This window comes from Haloferax gibbonsii ATCC 33959, from assembly GCF_000336775.1.
Classification (GTDB): domain Archaea; phylum Halobacteriota; class Halobacteria; order Halobacteriales; family Haloferacaceae; genus Haloferax; species Haloferax gibbonsii.
Genome location: NZ_AOLJ01000001.1, coordinates 85,473 through 102,899, shown reverse-complemented (window position 1 = coordinate 102,899; position 17,427 = coordinate 85,473). Strand labels below are relative to the sequence as shown.

Below are 17,427 nucleotides of genomic sequence, written 5' to 3'. Positions count from 1 at the left end.
TGGTGGGTGTCCTCGGGACAATTCGATACGTCATCAACACCTATCTCAGTAGTGCCGTCGGTAACTTCTTCCAGTTCGGCCGCCAGCAATTAGCTCTTCTCGTAGTATTCGCCCTCGCCGGATCAGCACTCCTCGGTGTCTCACCGGTAGAAGCCATCAAAACAGTGGGAGCGATAAGTCTACGCCGAACTACCGCTCTCTGGGGAATCACCTCTGTGCGGCGAGCTGTCACCACTGGCCTAATCGAGGTTCTAGTCTGGGAAGGAATTGCCTTCCTCGGGTGCGCTGTCAGCGGCCTCCGGCTATACCAAAACACGGACTGAACCACAACAATCCCTCCGAACTCATCTCCTTGACTGTCGAAGCATGGACAAGTTCTGACGTGATTGGCTGGTTACGAAGGTCGTGGCTGCGCGCGCAGCGAAGCGAGCACGGAGCGGTGGGTGGGGCGGTGGGGTCTGGGTTGGTCCGGCACACAGCAAAAAAGAGGGCAGCGTCAGCTGGCTATTCTTCCCACCACCGACCGCGCTCAGGGAAATGCAGGGTCGACCACCCAGTGACGGCCAGTGAGACGCGTCCCTCGTACCAGTTCCGTGCCGCCCCGTGAATGCGAACCTGCTCGCCTTCCTCGATCAACGGTGCATCCGACTTTTCCCAGATTGTCACCCGCGTTTGGCCACTGTCGTCCGTGATGAGTCCGACCTGAGCGATGCTCGGATGGGAGGGATCCCACAATTGCGTCACACGACCCTCGATGCTCACCTCTTTGCGATTGACGTCCTCGAGCTTTCCGATGGGAACCACCTGCCCCGGCGCAGTCTGCAACTCCTCGAACACCCCGACGACCGCGCTCATCAGGTCTTTCCCACCGACGACGGCTTCACCCAGCCGCCGACCAATCGCTGCTCGCGACCAGCCATCCAGCTTCTTTGCCAGCCGCATCGACTGCTTGTTCACCGCCGCCAACTGCTCCTGCGTGAGTTCTGCACGGGGATCACCTCGTTCCGGGTCAGCCATCGGGTTCACGCTCGCCGCCCGCTTCTGGAACTCTGCACGCCGCTCAGCGCTCCGCTTCGCCGCAATCTCTCGCGTCCGCTTCTCCCGACCGTCCTGCGTTCCCAGCTCGGCCTGGGCACTGATGCGCTCCAGTTCGGCTTCCCGCGCCCGAATGCGCTCTTCCTGTTCGAGGGTGACGCCGTGAATCCGCTCGTTGCTCGTGTCTGCGATCCCGTCTGGGTGGTTCGCATCCACCTTCGCCTGCGTCTCCTGCTCGACCGCCGCCTCGAACTCCGGCGTCTCGTCGACGACCGGGAAGCCGTCTTCATCGACCGCCTGACCGCCCGCTTTCTCGAATGCCTGTTCATCGACCGTAACGACCTTTCCGCTAGCGTTGTTACTAGACATTGGAGTTCACCAACTCCGAAGGCGCTCACGCGCCCGACACCGCGATGCCCTTACATCGCGGTTTTCCGACGACACCGACCGACAGAACCATCTGCGCGCTCTCGCTCGCGCCTTCGCGAGCGCCCTACCGGGCGCGAGCGAGAGCGCGCCTGCATGAGGTGGCCCCAACCAGCACCGCGCGCCGACCCGCCCGGAGCGAGCGACCAGCGGAGAAAGCGTGGGGGGTGAGCAGCCACGCCGCGCAGCCCCCCGCGCTTTCCCGCTGGCGTCGAGGGAACATGCACTTTAGCCCGGCAGTCCGCCCGCTACTGCAGGCAGACCGCCCGGAATGGTCGGTCGCGAGCGACGCGGAGGGCGGAACGCGGCGAGCGGTGCGAGCCGTATCGTACCACACTAGCCAATCGGTAGAGCGCGCTTGCCCAGCAATAGCCCCCAGGGCGGGACTGAAAGGGGCCGGGGGGCTCGACGTCCCCCGGCGACGCAAGCACCGCAGGAAGGAGGCGCGCAGCGAGTCGCGGTCGTCGAGCCCCCGGGGGCTTTCGAGGAGGTCCCATTTGACGCTAATAGCTGTTTGTCCCTCCAGAAGGGTTTACCCCAGCGCTAGCCAAAGCGTATATAGCCCGCTGACGCGTCGACAGCTCCTCCAACACACGACGGCCGGCGGAGGTATCCTGGCCCTCGCCCGCTGTACCACCCCGAACCTTCCCGAGCACTCAGATGGCGAGTCGGTTTCGAAACCGTTCACGAACGACGCGTACACCGGAGCTACACGACAGTCGATCGCTGGCTGCAGGAAGGTCACGATGGTGGCCGAACCGGGAACGCAGCCTCCAAACTCTTAAACGGCGACGTCGACGTCGCCTCTCTGGACGATGGACAAACAGGTGTTTGAGCGACCACAAGACCATTAGCTGTACTGAACAACAAGAACAGATATGCGCCGCCGTACCGTCCTCGCGACGACAGGTGGACTCCTCACGGGCGGCCTGGCTGGCTGTCTGGCTAGTCCGGGCAGTGGAACCGATACTCAGGGGGACCAAACGCCGTCGACTGACGACTCCATCCCCGCAGGGACATGGCCCCAGATCGGCTACGACGCCCGGAACACACGCCACACACCGGAAGCGCGTGGCCCCCGTGACGATGCGACGATTGCGTGGGAGCAGCTTGGCGATCGAGCAGTGTATCCCCCAGTGGTTGACGACGACCTCTATCTCACTGAGGCATGGACCGGTGGAACAGCGTTCGCGCTGGCGGCGGATGACGGGACAGAGCAATGGTCCAACAGTGACCTGCCCCCAATGCGCTGGGCACCGGCGCTTCACGAGAACCGGCTGATCGTCATCACCCGCACGGAGGAGAACGTCGTTCGACTCCACGCGCTGGATCGCACGACCGGTGATATGGACGTATGAGACCGACACGGGAGCTGTCCTATCGCCGACTGTCGCGGGGGATACAGTGTACTTCAGTCAGGGTGAGGAGCTTGCAGCTGTCGCACGGGCGGACGGGACACGTCGATGGCGACTGGACATCGGGGAGCGGACTGGCCCTCCGGTTGTCGTCGGGGAGACGGCATATATCCAGACGAATCCGGGGCATAATTACGAGAGCCGGCTACTCGCGGTTCGGGAGCCGTAATTTTGGCAAGTAGGCGCTTGCGGTGCGGCCCGGGTGTACACACCTGCATCAGTATAAGTTAGAAGAGATTTCGAAGCCGCTCTTTCAACGGTTTGTACTGCCACCCGCAGCGATGGCACGTGAGATAGTCATCCTCGTCGTATCGGCGGACATACGCCTGACAGTTGGGACACACTCCCTCTTCGGAGGTGGTTTCGTGGTACTCCGATTTCTGCTGTGAGAACACGTGAATGTCCCGCCCATGAACGGACGAAACTGCGAGATAAACATAGTTGTCTCCCTGATAGACCTCCCGAGCAGCGTCAAACCCAGCAGACTGGTCGACGCCATCTGCTGTCGCACTCTCGACGATCCAGTCTGGGGGATCAGCGTAATACTCCCACCCCTCATCTTCGACGGCGTCAATCAGTTCCTCCTCATCTGCCCGTCGTTGGTGCCCTCCATTTGGCATACTGAGGGGATATCTCAGTTGCTGGAGTTAGTTGTTGGTGGTAGACCCAGCTGCAGACCGAAATCTTACTATGCGAAATCGACTCTGGAGCAACCCGCCTCCTGGCGGACTCAGAAAGGGCGAGGCCGCCTCGGCCGTCCCCCGACCCCGCAAGCACCGCAGCCCCGAGGCGCGCAGCGGCGGTCGCGGGACGTCGAGCGGCCGAGGGCTTTCGAGGGTCCTCTCCCACCGAATCAGATTAGCAATCAGTCAGCTGTCACCGGCAATCAGATCCTCGATGAACCGAAACCCGTTCACGTACGTCACCGAGTCCCCGTACCCTTCACTCCCGAGTACGGTTTCAGCCCCCTCCCCAGCCGCAATATCGGTCGTGTAGATGTAGACCTCGGTTGCCGTTCCCGCGCTGAGGTGTTGGGCAGCCAGGGCGGCGAGGGCGGCGTCCGCACGCTCGACCTCGTCGGCAGGGCGGTCGTCGGCGTTCGCGATGTACCGCTGGACGCCGTCCATCACCCGCGAGACGACCGGCTCTGAAAACTCCAGCGGCGGCGCGACCGTCGCCCAGCCCTCGTCGATCGCGGTGTCAACTGGCACGTCCTCAACGTCCGGATCGTCGACGGTCAGCTCCTCGTACACTCGTTCGGGCAGGACGAAGGCGATGTCGTTCCGGCGAGCGAACCCCCGGACGGCCTGGTACCGACTGTTCGACGGTTGCCCCATCGCGACGAACAGGCCGGTGTCAGCGATGTGGAGCCGGCTCACGCGTCGTCAGCGCTGTCGCCGTCGATGTCCAACTCGTCGAGTCCCGCCCCTGTGTCCTCGATGGCGTAGTGCTCGTGGACGACGGGCCGGAGCGCCTGGAGAATCATCTCCGCAGCTAGCGGCGAGATGTCCAGATCCTCGGCCATCAGGCGGTGGGTTACTTCCCCACGCTCCCGAGCGACGGCGTAGGTGAGCGCGGTCGCGAGGCCGGCGACGCCGTGGCGGTCGATGTAGGTGTCGATGTCCGCGTCCGTCTCCCGGCGGCCGACGGCGTCGATCAGCGCCGGCGTGATCGTGTACTCGCGGTCACCGGCGGCCGTCGTCACGGTCAGGTCGATCTCACGGGCGGCGTACCGGCGCGGCTGCTCGTCGTCGGTGACGTCGACGACGCCGGCGTCGACGAGCCGGTTGACGTAGCTGTAGGCCGTCCCCTGGGCGAGTTCGAGGTCGTCCATCACGTCCTGGACGGTCGCCTCGCCCTCCCGAGCGAGGTACGCGTACAGCTGAGCCAGCTGTGGCTCCTCGAGGAGGTCCGCGACCGAGAGGAAGTCGCGAACGATGTCGCCGTCAGAGCGATTTGAAGTGCGTGACACGGATCGTTCTTGATTACAGTTTACAGCGAATCAGTAAAGAGTGTTTGGGGTCACTCCGCCGGCGTCGCGACGAGATGTTCCTCGAGGTCGCGCGTCCAGTACGTCGCGAGCCCGCCCGGACTACAGCGGGCGCACAACTGCAACGGGCCTTCCAGATGCCCCAGTTCGACCCGGAACCGGGTGAGGGCTGCGAGCGTGTCGACGACCAGTCCACAGCCGTCACAGGCGACGTGATCGTGCTCGTCGGGATCCGGCTCCGTCTGAATCGCGCAGTCGACGCAGATCGGGTGGGTGACCCGCTCGTCTTGCCCCCAGGTGTGGGCCTCGCCAGTCTCGGTACCGGGCGGGGCGTCGCAAAACGCACAGCCGACGAGGTTCTGCTGCATCACTCGCCCTCCCCGTCGGCGTCGCGGCCGGTCGTCCAGCCACGGTGGAAGACGGCCAGCTGTGTCGTCGAGTCGAACGTGGTGCCGCTCGGCTCGTGAACCAGAACTTGGTCCTCGGGAACCAAAGTGACGACGGCCGCGTCGACGAGGTCATTGACCAGGCGCTGGGCCGTCGCGTCGTCGACGTCCGCCGTGTCGACGCCGATGGCGTCGCGGTCCTGGGTGAGCTGTTCTTTCTCGAACTGTTCGTAGTCGCAACTCGTGTCGTCGTGCGGATCGGGACTAGGCATGGAGAGTCACGCAGCGCACCCTATTGCGCGCTGCACGCCTCACGGCGTGCACGAGAAACAGCCCAGTCGGAGAGTCAGTCCAGTTGCAGGTTGCGATAGCCGACAACGGCAACGCCGTCGATGAACAGAACAACCTTCGGAAAGTCGAGAACCGACAAATTAGCTCTCATCGAGGAGTGAGATACCGTGCTCAACCACAGCGTCAGTAACGAAGAGACTCGTTTCAGTCTGGAGCGCTCGCATCAGCTCAGCCGCCGCTGATTTCTCGAGTTCTCCCCGTGTAGACGCAAGCACGAGAATCCCAATCGAGCCATGGACTTCCACATCGCGATCGTTCGCAGCGTCTCGTGCTGCAAGGTCGTCAGTCAGGAGGACGGCAGCGCGTTCAGATGCGACGGCGAGTGCAGCTGTCTCACCGGGGTCCAACTCGACGCCAAGGCCGGTTGTATCACTCTCGACCAGTTCGTACTCAATGGTTTCGAGCGCAGGTGGGACCATCCCCGCCTCGAGTTCTTGGTAGACAGTCTGTGGAATCAGTAGCTCGTCGACGACTGAGAGCAATGCAAGCGCGTCAATCTCGTCGAGATGAATAATGGGGCCCGCATCAGCAACCGCGAGGATCACGCATTCAGTCCCCACCGAACATCGTCTTCGACGGCCTGTACCTCCTGCTCTGCTCGCTTGACACGATCTCGACCGACGAGGTTGATTGCGGTCTCGCGGTCGATGTCGTCGTCGATGTATCGCGAGAGGACGAGGTCAACCCAGAGATCTTCGACGCCGCGTTCCAACGCCTGTTCGAGGATCTCTGATTCGGGGATACCCCGCGCTTCGGCGATTTCTTGCACCCGTTCAGTGAGATCCGTGGCCATGGGTAAATGATTGCTCTGTGGTGACTTAAACATCTGTGGACCCCCTCTAGGGGTTCTCAGAAACGACCTTGGACAACCGTTTCGTTCATGCTCACATCGACAGCATCCGAACCACCACTCTTCGCGAGATGGAGGTTCCGTTGGCGCTCGCTGCCACGCCGTTAACCAACATCGCGGAAGTCTGCGGTTCTGTGTTGGTTAACAATATAGTGGGCTCAGAACTGATGAAGAGACATCNCGCTGCCACGCCGTTAACCAACATCGCGGAAGTCTGCGGTTCTGTGTTGGTTAACAATATAGTGGGCTCAGAACTGATGAAGAGACATCACGCGGAACGTATCTGGCTCAGCATTCGGCGGCTCGTCAATTCGGTCAAGGGATAACCGCGAGAGTCGGTTAACCAGCTCGTTACGAACTGTTCTACGGCTGACTATTGTTTCGTCCCAGCCGAGACGGTCGTCGAAATACCGCTTCTGGAACCGCTGGCCGGCGTCTTCGACGCCGATGAACTGCGTCCGCTTCACCCCCGCTAGGTTCGTCGAGACGAACTCAGCTCCGACGTCTTCGTGGGTAAGTTCGACGAGTACACGCTCGACAAATGAGACGATGCCAGTCGGACTTCTGTTGTGAGGGAGCGCCAGTTCGAGATCTGTCCACGGTTCGTCGCTCGGTTGTTCAGTATGCTCGCCAGAGAGTCGTGATCGCTGTTGCTCGTGGTCGGAAGACATAGATTGCATGGGGTGCTGACTCCTCCACCCCTCAATGGAGGATAAAAACAGCCACAGCAATTGTTCACGTACTAACGGAGTTCATTCAGACACCCCTACCGTGAGGAATATCTTCCAGACAAAGAAGACGATCAGGAATGCGGATCCGCGAGTACACAGCCCAGCGCCCGTGCCAAGGTTAGTTGAATCGGTCTCATTCAATGGATAGCAGAAGCTATAGACAGATTGGACAGCGAAGCAGAGACGTCATGTCGTGGTATATCCTCATACTCGCAGGCCTGTTTGAGATTGGTTGGGCAATTGGACTCGAATATTCGGACGGACTCTCAAAGCCAGTGCCAACAGTCGGTACTGTTGTCGCTCTCATCATCAGTATGGTACTCCTGGCTCAAGCCGTCAAAGATCTCCCTATCGGGACAGCATATGCTGTCTGGACAGGTATCGGGGCCGTTGGGACAGCCACGCTTGGAATTATTCTCTTTGATGAACCAGCCGCTCTCGCCCGAATACTCTTCATCGGCGTGATCGTCGTCGGTATCGTCGGTCTACACGCTGTCTCGGGTGGACACTAAACCACTAGTTGTCATTTGCATCGTCTGAACCCTGCCTAGACACAATTGTCGGGACACACGCACATTGACTGGCCGGCTGTTTCGCAGGACTGCTCGTCTGAAGGAGAGAGTTTCAACAGGGCCGCGTCGTCAGCAGAAGTATCTCACTATCAACCCATGTTGCGGTGACACGGTCTCACTTCAACCATGATCGTGTTCGCTCCCACATTGATGCAGATTCCGTGTCAGGATCTTCATCCTGGTCACGCGGTGCTACTGCCTCGACACGCTGCTCAAGCCGGTCAACAGTCGCTTCCAACTCCTCGATGTACGCCTGTTTTTCCGCGAGGGTTGCCTCGAGCGTTTCAACTCGCTCAGTCAACACCCGGTTCTTCTCGGCGAGATACGCTTTGTCCTGCGTTGATTGCGGTCCCACACTCTGTTTCGTCGTAGTTTCGTGGTCCTCACGAGGCTGCGTGTCTGGGTCGTAGAACTCCGACGTCTGCTGGACTGCTCGCTCAAGTGTCTTCTTACCGTATGTCGACCCGTCTGCATAGTGGACTTCGTCCCATTTCTCGCGGTACAGCCCCGAGTCCCGAAAGAGGCGGTCCATCTGTGGGTGGTTCCCGCCCGTCCAGAACGCGAGCAGACAGCAGAGTGCCATATCCGCCTCCGAGTGGCTCTCATACCCACTTGTCTGCCCTCGCCACAGTCGATCGAACTTCTCACCGTTCGCTGCCTCCCTCGCTTTTGTCAGCACAACCTCGTCATTGAGGGCAGGCTCACTCGCGTCATCACGTGCTGCTGCGGGTGGTGTTGTACTCGGTGGCTCCACTGTTGACTCAGTATCGGGCTGGACGTATTCACGATGAACATCGACAAGTGCGTCCTGTCGATGTGTGATCTCTGTCGGCGTCCCCGCAACGTGGGCACCGGTTACTGTGAAGAAGCGCGCCGTATCGTAGCACTCGACACTCCCGCGGCGATTCCGTCCTGCAGGAAGTTCACCCGCAACGAGGATGTGGAAACCCGTTCCCGATGGCGACACCTCCGTGTAGGAATCTAGCTGTGTGATTATCGCCTGTGCGTCGTCGTCAATCGTACCCGTCTCAGGGTCTCGACAGTCGTCTAAATCCACACCGACAAACGGGTCGTCATCGGTGAACACAAACCCAATCCCATCAGTGTCGTCTGACTCGACAGCCGCAACCGCAGTATTGAGATCAGCCCATGTCACGGAATCGGTTGCCGAACCGAAGCCGCCAGTCGCAGGGTTGACGGGGACCTTCGTCGCTTTGTCATCTCGCATCTCACTCCGCCAGCAAACCCACTGCTCACGCTCGCGAAGTTCGGGTGGCAGCTGGTCTATATCGAGGTCAATTTCATCACACATTCGTTGTTCCTCGCTGACTCGCAGTCATTTCAGAGTCCAAATACGTCTGCATTGTCTGCTCACTTTGACAATACCCAGTTCCGACGGGGTCCCCCCTGTCTATACTAGTCGGATTCTGTCGTAACCGACAATCCGAATCTGTCCAAAATACACCGTTCAATCCCGCTATTATCCGAATTCTATCGTAACGGCTGTCGTAACTCTGGATGGGACTATCGTAACCTGTCGTAACCATCCGTCTGAACACTCCTTTAACCGGTTTCTGGCTGAATCGGCCGTTGTTCGTCTGACCGGGGACAAACGCTGACAGACCAGTATCAGTCATTAGATAATTCCTCCTGAGTGAGGGCGAGCCCATCGTAATGACGAGTTGTGGCATTCCCGTCTTTCTTGACCGTGCTATCGAACTCGACGTGCTGTCTCAGCCGGCGTGTGAACCACCGCTTTGAGTCCGGTGAAAGCCCCTGTTCAGTCACCCACGACTGATAGCAGTTGTAAACCCGTTCAGAGGAGACAGATCCGTGGGCTGTCTCACGGAGGAACTCCTCTGCGAAGCAGCCCACAACAGCATCAGGGTCGTCTGCAAGCTCCGATACGTCGACCAGAGACTCGTCCGACTCGTCTGATGTGGGGGTTGCGGCTCTTTCGGCCGCTGCGGTATTGGATCGGGTTGGCTGTGCGACGAGATCCAGCTCCGAGAGGTCACTCAAGGGCCGTACTGTGCCGTCCCGATAAATCACTGCGTCACCGTCGTTCCGAAGAATGACGATAAGATACTGCTCACTACTGAATCCTGGATACAGCAGTTCATCTTCGGGGACGAATGGCCGCTTGAGCTTAGTCCAGTCAGCAGTAAACGCCTCTTTCGAGTCGTAGACATACTGCTCGCCCTCCGCGTAGACGACGTACTCATCGGCCACCGAATCATAGCTGTAAACCGCAGGCAGTCGGCTCTTCGAGAGTTCGTCTAATGACTCAACTCGAAGCAGTTCACCCCCAGCACCGTCTTCCAAAACAAGATCCCCATCGACTCGTGACCAGATCGTCTGTGCGCTCTCAGGCGACACGGGTCGAAGTGCCGTCAGACCACCCTCCTCGCTCGCACCACCATTGAACGAGATCGTTGTATCAGTCGTATAGAACCGCGTGTCTCCTGACTGGAGTTCGCGAAGCGGTGGCGACAGCACCTGTTCGACACGTTCTGCCCAGTAGGGTTCCGGCTCACCAGCCCGAACGACAAACATCGGGATTTCCCCCGCCTCCTGTGCTTTGCGGAGGTTCGTGAGGACTTTCGCAGGCTTCCCTGGCGTTGTCGTCTCGACCTCGATGGCAAACGGAGCGTCAAACGCAGGGTGCGTCGCACACCCATCCGGTTTCTCGCTCCCGTCTTGGCTGAGTATCGATACTGTACAGCCATGGGTCGTCAGCTCTGCTTCGATTTGCGCGAGAGCAGCGTCATGCTTCGAACTACCAGCAGATTGGACTGTCCCAGTATCAGGGGTAGCAACCGCTTCGCCCGCTTCAGTGAGACGAATCACGAGTTCGTCTTGATCGAGATGAACCGTCGTTTCAAGGAAGCGAGAGCGCTGGCGAATCGTCGATAGTTCGTCGTACGTCGGTGCATCACCACCCGATTCGTCACACAGACGGCGGAGTTCATCATCAACGGTTTCGACTGGAACCCAGCCGTTCGTCTCACGTTCGGACAGCCGAAGTTGCACCGCTCGAACGACTTTCGCAAGAGCCGTGTCGAGTTCCCCATCGGTAATGTCAAGCGTGGTACTGAGTTTGTCGGGGAGTTCTGCCGTCGGTGCCTCAGTCGTGGTCACGCCGTACGTCTCGTCAACGTGGCCCTGCATCCGACTGAGTGTCTCACTAAATCGAGACTCCTCACTCTCGGTAAGAGGGCGGTCGCTCTCAGGATGCCCATCCGGAATCGGAAGCGGAGCGAGACTGAACGGATACGGTCCAGTCTCACCGAAGATCGGACTTGGAAGATTCGCAATCCACTCACCACGCGGAAGTGACCGGATTCGGTTCGCGAACGCTGTTGGGTCCATTTCCTCGTGAGCCATCGCCCGGGCAAGCTCGCGGTCAACGTTGATTTTCCCCACAATCGGACTCCCGATATTGTTGAGAACGTTGAGGTAGGCGCGCCGTCCCCCTTCCGCTTTCATTTGCTCGGGGAACTGCATCGAGAGCCCGACTGACAGCCGGAAACTCCGCCCTTGTTCGAGCAACGTGTTCATCACGTCCGAAACAGCAACCGACGCTGCCTCATCAATCAGGAGATTAACCACGTAATCGTCCGGCCGCTTACCGACATCCTGATTCTCTTCTTTCAAGGCGTCCTCAAGGTTGGTCAGAATCACACCGGTCATGACGCGAGCGGCATCCTCACGGAGATCACCCAGATCAAAGAGGATCACCGTATCGTCGTCGATGACATCGCGGAAATCAAACCGTGGCTCAGTGTTGTTGAAGATTCGACGCAGATGTGTGTCGTCCGAAATAACTGAAAGACGATTACCGACACCACCCAACACATTCGAGAAGGTCGTCTTGTCTGCCTGTAACTGTCGTCGGAGTGACCGCGAGACAGCCTCGTCACTCGACTTCGGAGCAGCACTCAGATCTGGCTGGGGTGGCCCTGCCTGCCAAAGTTGATCAAGCACATACTCTAACTGCCGATGAGCGAAGTAGTCCGCTGACTCGCGATACTGGCCGTTTTCGCGACCATGCGTCTCATCGAACAACACTTTGATCAGCGACTTAATCAACCCAGGTGCGACTGTCGCCCGCTCGTAGCGGTCAACCCCCATAACGAGTTTCAGAATTTCCTCGTAGTGGTCGGCCTTGCGCTGGACAGCGTCTTCCCGCCGGAGTCCGTTTTCAAGCGACGGCTCGAGATTGAAAAACGAGAAGCCGGGGAGGACATCTGGGAGAGAGAAGTAGATAACATTCTCGCTGAGGTCGTCCAAGCCGAAACGCGCAGCATGCGCACGCATGTAGTTCTCCGCCATACCGTCGCCCTTCGGTTCGATGAGAATCGACGGCCCAGTCGTCGTCTCGTAGAGTGAGAGGAGTTCATTGATCTGTGCCTTGGACTTACCGGCCCCAGTCGTCCCAAACCGGCCATAGTGTGTCGGTAACAGTCCGGGAGGTATTCGAGTCGGTTGCTTCTCCGCTTCACCAGTCTCATCAAGCGCGTAGCCGATTGCCATGCCCTCACGGAACTCGGTCATGAGATCCGGATTCGGACGGGCAAGCGGGTTCCGGCTCTGTTGCTCAGCACGCGTCCCACGAGAACCCTCCATTGTCAATCGTTCCGACGAAGGGACAACCACGAAGTTCGCAAGCTCAGCCCCACAGAGAACCAACTCCGGCCGGGTCTTACCACGTCCAGTCGCTACCTCTCGCGAGAGGAGTCGCTGGAGCGCTGCTCGCGCGTTTTGTTCTTTCTTCGATTGTCGGAAGCCACGATCTCGAAGTCGCGTCGCTTCNGAGCGCTGCTCGCGCGTTTTGTTCTTTCTTCGATTGTCGGAAGCCACGATCTCGAAGTCGCGTCGCTTCGATCTCGTAGAACGGGCCGTCGAGTGGGTCAAAGACCGGCGCGAGTGATGACAGGCGGTCATCAAGGGCATCGCGACCAACCTCACTCGTTGGTACGCCAATCGCCCGGATATTCGTCGTGTACGAGCGCTTGGGATTGACCGCATCAATCGCGTCAAGCCGCTTGACGACGATGTCACTCAACTCATCACGAGTCCGCCGTTCGTACTCTAATTCGGGGTCAAGCAGGTCGCCAAGGATCTTCTGCGACAGCGTGTCCCGGCCATCATTCAAGTCCTCTTTGCGGAGTTCCGCATCCGCTTGCCAGCTCTTTCGGCGCTGAAACACGACTTGGAACGCGAGCGGTTCGCGTGCATCGTTCAGATGGTCGATCAGCGATGCGAGCACAGCCCCCGGTTCGTCGACCGCCGGCAGCGTGCTCTCGTCAGGCGTCGCCGTCAGCGGTGTCAACGACGACATCCAATCCTGTTTCCGAACTGCCGACCCACACCACCGCACGCCCTGTGGTGAAACGGTGTCGACCGCGGGGCGGGCGAGAATCGTCCCGTCTGCGGCGACTGTCGGCTTCTCGACCGACGTGGGCGAAACCTCGTCAGCGAGGGAGTCAGTCGTTTCGAGTTCGACAACTGTCTCTCCGACCGACACCAGTCCGTCCGCCGTTCTGCCACCCATCTCGTCGGCAGCGTCCGTCGGTGAATCCCCAGACTCACGTGTCATGGTTGTGTCGCCGTCGGGCGTCACGTCCGCGTCGCCATCTGCGGTCGAGTACTGTTCGTCGTCGGCGAACTCGTACTGCAGGTCACCCTGCTGGTAGCGTTCGACAAACTCCTCGTGAGACAATGCAACCGGATGAATCAACTTCGACGCGACATCCACCTCGACACGCTCGATGTCGAACGTTTTCGGATAGATCGACCGAAGCCGCTCTTCGAGTGTTCCGAGATAGTCGTCAGCACCATAATAGAACTCGACCGGCGCATCTTGTCCCGTGCTAAGCGCAAGGAACTCGAAGCGCGGTGGTGTCGCGGATGTAAACGGGTTGAGTTTCGACCACAGCCCCGAGCTGTCAGGGGTCAGTTTGTGGAGACTCTCGAGCGTTTTCGGGATGCCACGAGGAGTAAGTTCCTCTNCCCGAGCTGTCAGGGGTCAGTTTGTGGAGACTCTCGAGCGTTTTCGGGATGCCACGAGGAGTAAGTTCCTCTGAAGTGGGTGTCACGCGGAGATACTCACGCTCACGCATCGTCGGTACCTCCAAACTGGCCGTTGTCAGTTGCTGTTGAATCAGTCTGCATGTCTTGTGACTCTCCGTTTGCTTGCTGCGCTAACTCCGTCCGAAAGGCCTCAATCTCGGGTGAGACTGCCGTCTCACCAGCACCGGGCAGCGACGCCCGCCGCTGCTCGGTCGGGTCGAAGTCGATGACCTCCGTTTCCTTGGGCATCGCTTCGACTCTGATACCACGCCACTCGCCGTCGACGCCGACAAGTGCCTCGGAGAAACCAGCGTCTTCGTTCCCGGGCACCGCGTCCTGTACGTACCGCATCTGGGCGTGATTCAGGCCGAACTCGTCGGCCCATTCCTTGTCCATCCCATCCAAGCGATGGAACTGCTTAACGGCACACTGGTCAAGGATAGCCTCACTTTCAGCGTGCTCGAAGAACTCGTCGACGGTCTGGGTGACGAGACGAATCGAGAGGTCGTGGTGGCGGTGGTGTCGAAACACCGTTTCGAGGAACGCCAGACTCGCGGCGTCCTGCATGATGTACCGCGCTTCGTCGATGACAAACACGACCTCTTTGTCCGTCTCTTTCGCTCGCTCGTAGACGAGCGAGATGAGCAACTGCATCGTCAGNACCTCTTTGTCCGTCTCTTTCGCTCGCTCGTAGACGAGCGAGATGAGCAACTGCATCGTCAGCGCCGTACTGCTGTCGACGCTCCCCTCCTGCTGGGCGAGGTCGAGATAGATGACTTTCTCGTCGCGGATGTCGAACTCCGATTCTTTTCCGAGGTTCGCGTAGCGGCCCGCTTCTTCGAAGGGCCGCAGTTGGTCGATCAACCACGTCGCGTCGTCGCTAAGTTTCTCGGCTTCTGCGTCCGACCGAACGACGAACGATTCGGGGTCGTCAACCATCTCCTCAAAGACGTCTAACATTTCCCGAATCGTCGGGCTAGGGTTTCCGTGCGTCGTGATATCACCCGTAATGCCATGACGCTCGTAGGCGTGTCTGAGACCGAGTTCGAGTGTCGTTCGCCGGTCGCCGAGTGAGATGCCACGGAGAGCGAAGAAGTTCGTCAGGAAGCTCATCGCGTCGTCGAGTTTCTCGTTGAACGGGCTCGCGTCTTCACCCATTGCTCGTTGGACGTGTTCGGGCGTCTGGCGGATTTCGAGCGGGTTTAGTCCGAGTGTCCCACCGACGGTAATGCGCTTGGCATCGAGTGCTTCGGAGACGCCCGCCCAGTTGTTGAGCGGTTCGAGAATGATCCCGATGCGGTCCTTACTCTGCTCAATCGACCGGATGAAGTTCTCCTTCGCACCGAACGATTTGCCAGAGCCGGTATCTCCCACCGTAAACATCGCATAGCCGTTATCGCGGGCGAACGGGTCGATGACGACCGGGCTCTGGTTGTCCTTGTGGATCCCGAATTCGACGCCTCCTTCTTCGAGAATCGTCGCGTTGTGTGGCGACGCTAAGAGGGAACCAACAGCACCGCCGAGGGCAATCGACTCCCGACCAAAGACGTTGTCGCCNGCCTCCTTCTTCGAGAATCGTCGCGTTGTGTGGCGACGCTAAGAGGGAACCAACAGCACCGCCGAGGGCAATCGACTCCCGACCAAAGACGTTGTCGCCAATTGGCGCGGCGGACTGGAGTGCGAGGTCCTGCCGGCAGATAGCCGTCTTCGGCGTGAGATTCGCCGGTTCGTCACGGAGCGCGCTTTTGACTGCTCTGACGGCGTCTTGGAGGTCGTCCGTGTCGTCGGCGCGGACGGTGACGAACAGGCCTTGGTCGAACACACTCGCGCCGCTCTCGACGGCCTTGTACGTTGCCGCCGCCTCGTTCGCCCGCTCTTGGAGGTACTCACTCCGGACGCTCTGTTCTAAATCCGCGTCGACCTGCAGGTCGTCCGCGATATCCTGTAGTTCGTTTCGTGCGCGTTGCTGGTTCTTCGGCGTGATGTGCGCCGTGAGGTCGAACTCGACGTCGGTCAACTCGAAGAGGTCGCTCAGATAGCCGTCGTTCGGGTAGTCGGCGTAATCAGCGATGTACAGCGTCGTCGTCCATTGCTCACCGACACGGGCAGCTCGCGTCTCCCATTCGATTGCCGCCGGNATGTACAGCGTCGTCGTCCATTGCTCACCGACACGGGCAGCTCGCGTCTCCCATTCGATTGCCGCCGGTGCTGTCGCCGTCTTGTGTGACTCCGAAATGTCGTCGAGAAGTTGGCCTTCTGCCTCGCCGGCTTCAAGCGTCTCTTCGTCGAGGACATCCGAAAAGTCGACTTCCGGCTCGTCGTCGGTGCCGTACCGCTGCCAGAGGGCTGTCCCGCCGACGCCGAGCACCACGATAGTCCCCAGATAGAGTGCTGCACCTTCGGGGGAGGTTGGCTGTTGAGCCCACTGGGTGAGTTGTGAGAGAATATCACGACTCGACTGCAACGGGAGGTTACGCATTGAACGCCTCCTCCCGGCGTGAGCGGCCGAGAATCGGCTGTTCGCGAATTACGTCTGCTTCGGTCTCGAAATCGTGTTCCTCGCCGTTCCAGAAGTCCATATTCATGACGAACAACTCGACCGTGCTGAGTCGGTGGGCAGACCAGCCGGATGCCTGCTGGATGAACTCGGAACGGACATCCGCAATCCGGTCGTCCAGCTTCTCGAACATCTGGGCGCGGCGTTCGACGTCAGAGAGGTCCTCTCGTCGTGTGACGAAGGGGTTGAACAGGATGCCAATCACGGGGAACTGCGTCAGCTTTTCAGCCGGCGTTCCCTCGTCACGGTATCGGTCGTAGACTTCGAGTGGCGAAACTTCCACGCCGATGTAGTATCGAACCTGCTGAATGCCGCGGTCACGCATTTCTTTGGGCCGCGTCTCCCGATACTCCTCGAGTAGTTCCCGGAAGATCGGGTTCTGTGTGACGTCTTCGTCGGTGAGTCGCTCCTCGATTGTCTCAGTGATCTGTTCGACCGGGAATGACCGGGTTGTTGCGTGGAATTTGAGCTTCGAGTCGAGTTCTTTGTTGGCGAACTCGGTGCCTGCGTCCTGGAGNGTTGGGCCCAGTCGTCGGCCATCGCGAAGTCCATGTTCCCCGGGTCGATTTCGATGAACGCCTCCATCGCGCCGTCAGTCCGCTGAATCGCGCCGGCGCCGGGCCACGCTCGCTCGATATTCGTGAGGTCTTGGGTTCGTTCATCTGGTGTGAATGGCGTGTAGTTCGCGAGTCCACCCTCGTTGCGCACGGTCTCGTTCGTCTGGCTGTCTGGCTGGGCTGGCGCGCTCAACGTAACCCGGGGCCGTTTGGCGTAGCGATAGACGTCTTTCGTCCAGGTCCACGCGTTCAGATGGTCGGGGGTGACGTAGACGATGGCTGCGCCCATCCCGAGGCCGCTTGCGATAAGCGGGACGGCGAGTGATTCGATGCCCGTGAGGCCGGCGAGGAGCAACCCACAGATGGGGAGAGCGATGAGGACGCCAACGTCGCCCTCTTCGATGTTGAGGTAGGGGATGCGACTCGCTTCGCCGAACTGGTCCATGATACGCCGGGCGGCTGTGTCTTGATCTGTCGACATG

At 59.6% G+C, this 17,427-nt stretch carries 13 protein-coding genes and 3 pseudogenes; 3 read left to right on the top strand and 13 right to left on the bottom strand.

What is annotated here, in order from left to right; all coding sequences use genetic code 11:
• Window positions 1-504: 504 nt before the first annotated feature.
• Window positions 505-1,404: an OB-fold nucleic acid binding domain-containing protein gene (locus tag C454_RS00335; protein WP_004971377.1), complete on the bottom strand. Its 900-nt coding sequence runs from the start codon at window positions 1,402-1,404 to the stop codon at window positions 505-507.
• Window positions 1,405-2,597: 1,193 nt separating this feature from the next.
• On the opposite strand from C454_RS00335, the gene C454_RS20975 reads away from it, so the two are divergent.
• Together C454_RS20975 and C454_RS19640 are read left to right on the top strand one after the other, a co-directional pair.
• Window positions 2,598-2,819, top strand: a complete 222-nt coding sequence (locus C454_RS20975; protein ID WP_004971376.1) for a hypothetical protein — start codon at window positions 2,598-2,600, stop codon at window positions 2,817-2,819.
• Window positions 2,803-3,045 carry an outer membrane protein assembly factor BamB family protein gene (locus C454_RS19640; RefSeq protein ID WP_338072482.1) on the top strand — a complete coding sequence of 81 codons (243 nt, stop codon included), beginning with the start codon at window positions 2,803-2,805 and terminating at the stop codon, window positions 3,043-3,045. The genes C454_RS20975 and C454_RS19640 overlap by 17 nt, the downstream gene beginning before the upstream one ends.
• 58 nt (window positions 3,046-3,103) lie before the next feature.
• On the opposite strand, the gene C454_RS00325 is transcribed toward C454_RS19640, so the two are convergent.
• The 8 genes from C454_RS00325 to C454_RS00290 all read right to left on the bottom strand — a co-directional run bounded on the left by C454_RS00325 (window position 3,104) and on the right by C454_RS00290 (window position 7,124).
• Entirely contained in the window at window positions 3,104-3,496 is a 393-nt protein-coding gene (locus tag C454_RS00325; RefSeq protein ID WP_004971375.1) for a hypothetical protein, read from the bottom strand.
• Window positions 3,497-3,745: 249 nt separating this feature from the next.
• Window positions 3,746-4,255, bottom strand: a complete 510-nt coding sequence (locus tag C454_RS00320) for a hypothetical protein (RefSeq protein WP_004971374.1) — start codon at window positions 4,253-4,255, stop codon at window positions 3,746-3,748.
• Complete coding sequence (locus C454_RS00315; RefSeq protein WP_004971373.1) at window positions 4,252-4,848, bottom strand: DUF7437 domain-containing protein; 597 nt, start codon at window positions 4,846-4,848, stop codon at window positions 4,252-4,254. The genes C454_RS00320 and C454_RS00315 overlap by 4 nt, the downstream gene beginning before the upstream one ends.
• Before the next feature lie 50 nt (window positions 4,849-4,898).
• Window positions 4,899-5,234 (bottom strand): DUF7558 family protein, encoded by a 336-nt coding sequence (locus C454_RS00310; protein WP_004971372.1) that lies wholly within the window; start codon window positions 5,232-5,234, stop codon window positions 4,899-4,901.
• Complete coding sequence (locus tag C454_RS00305) at window positions 5,234-5,524, bottom strand: hypothetical protein (protein WP_004062225.1); 291 nt, start codon at window positions 5,522-5,524, stop codon at window positions 5,234-5,236. Before C454_RS00305 ends, C454_RS00310 begins: the two co-directional genes overlap by 1 nt.
• 159 nt (window positions 5,525-5,683) lie before the next feature.
• Window positions 5,684-6,148, bottom strand: coding sequence for a hypothetical protein (locus tag C454_RS00300; protein WP_004971371.1), 465 nt, complete (start codon window positions 6,146-6,148; stop codon window positions 5,684-5,686).
• Window positions 6,145-6,396 carry a ribbon-helix-helix protein, CopG family gene (locus C454_RS00295; RefSeq protein ID WP_004062230.1) on the bottom strand — a complete coding sequence of 84 codons (252 nt, stop codon included), beginning with the start codon at window positions 6,394-6,396 and terminating at the stop codon, window positions 6,145-6,147. The genes C454_RS00300 and C454_RS00295 overlap by 4 nt, the downstream gene beginning before the upstream one ends.
• A 305-nt stretch (window positions 6,397-6,701) precedes the next feature.
• Window positions 6,702-7,124 (bottom strand): hypothetical protein, encoded by a 423-nt coding sequence (locus C454_RS00290; RefSeq protein ID WP_049904864.1) that lies wholly within the window; start codon window positions 7,122-7,124, stop codon window positions 6,702-6,704.
• 248 nt (window positions 7,125-7,372) lie between these two features.
• Between C454_RS00290 and sugE the strand changes: the two genes are divergently transcribed.
• Window positions 7,373-7,696, top strand: a complete 324-nt coding sequence (sugE, locus tag C454_RS00285; protein WP_004967623.1) for a quaternary ammonium compound efflux SMR transporter SugE — start codon at window positions 7,373-7,375, stop codon at window positions 7,694-7,696.
• Between the two features lie 175 nt (window positions 7,697-7,871).
• On the opposite strand, the gene C454_RS00280 is transcribed toward sugE, so the two are convergent.
• The 4 genes and pseudogenes from C454_RS00280 to C454_RS00265 all read right to left on the bottom strand — a co-directional run bounded on the left by C454_RS00280 (window position 7,872) and on the right by C454_RS00265 (window position 17,426).
• Complete coding sequence (locus C454_RS00280) at window positions 7,872-9,068, bottom strand: phage NrS-1 polymerase family protein (RefSeq protein WP_004971368.1); 1,197 nt, start codon at window positions 9,066-9,068, stop codon at window positions 7,872-7,874.
• Between the two features lie 317 nt (window positions 9,069-9,385).
• Window positions 9,386-13,881, bottom strand: a pseudogene (locus C454_RS00275) (primase-like DNA-binding domain-containing protein).
• Window positions 13,874-16,310, bottom strand: a pseudogene (locus tag C454_RS00270) (VirB4 family type IV secretion system protein). Before C454_RS00270 ends, C454_RS00275 begins: the two co-directional pseudogenes overlap by 8 nt.
• A pseudogene (locus C454_RS00265) lies at window positions 16,303-17,426 on the bottom strand (hypothetical protein). Before C454_RS00265 ends, C454_RS00270 begins: the two co-directional pseudogenes overlap by 8 nt.
• Window position 17,427 lies beyond the last annotated feature (1 nt).

What these genes read in the sequence shown, in the direction of transcription:
- C454_RS00295 (WP_004062230.1), bottom strand. Translation starts at nt 6,396, where the DNA reads ATGGCCACGGATCTCACTGAACGGGTGCAAGAAATCGCCGAAGCGCGG.
- C454_RS00335 (WP_004971377.1), bottom strand. Translation starts at nt 1,404, where the DNA reads ATGTCTAGTAACAACGCTAGCGGAAAGGTCGTTACGGTCGATGAACAG.
- sugE (WP_004967623.1), top strand. Translation starts at nt 7,373, where the DNA reads ATGTCGTGGTATATCCTCATACTCGCAGGCCTGTTTGAGATTGGTTGG.
- C454_RS00310 (WP_004971372.1), bottom strand. Translation starts at nt 5,234, where the DNA reads ATGCAGCAGAACCTCGTCGGCTGTGCGTTTTGCGACGCCCCGCCCGGT.
- C454_RS00290 (WP_049904864.1), bottom strand. Translation starts at nt 7,124, where the DNA reads ATGTCTTCCGACCACGAGCAACAGCGATCACGACTCTCTGGCGAGCAT.
- C454_RS00305 (WP_004062225.1), bottom strand. Translation starts at nt 5,524, where the DNA reads ATGCCTAGTCCCGATCCGCACGACGACACGAGTTGCGACTACGAACAG.
- C454_RS00280 (WP_004971368.1), bottom strand. Translation starts at nt 9,068, where the DNA reads ATGTGTGATGAAATTGACCTCGATATAGACCAGCTGCCACCCGAACTT.
- C454_RS00325 (WP_004971375.1), bottom strand. Translation starts at nt 3,496, where the DNA reads ATGCCAAATGGAGGGCACCAACGACGGGCAGATGAGGAGGAACTGATT.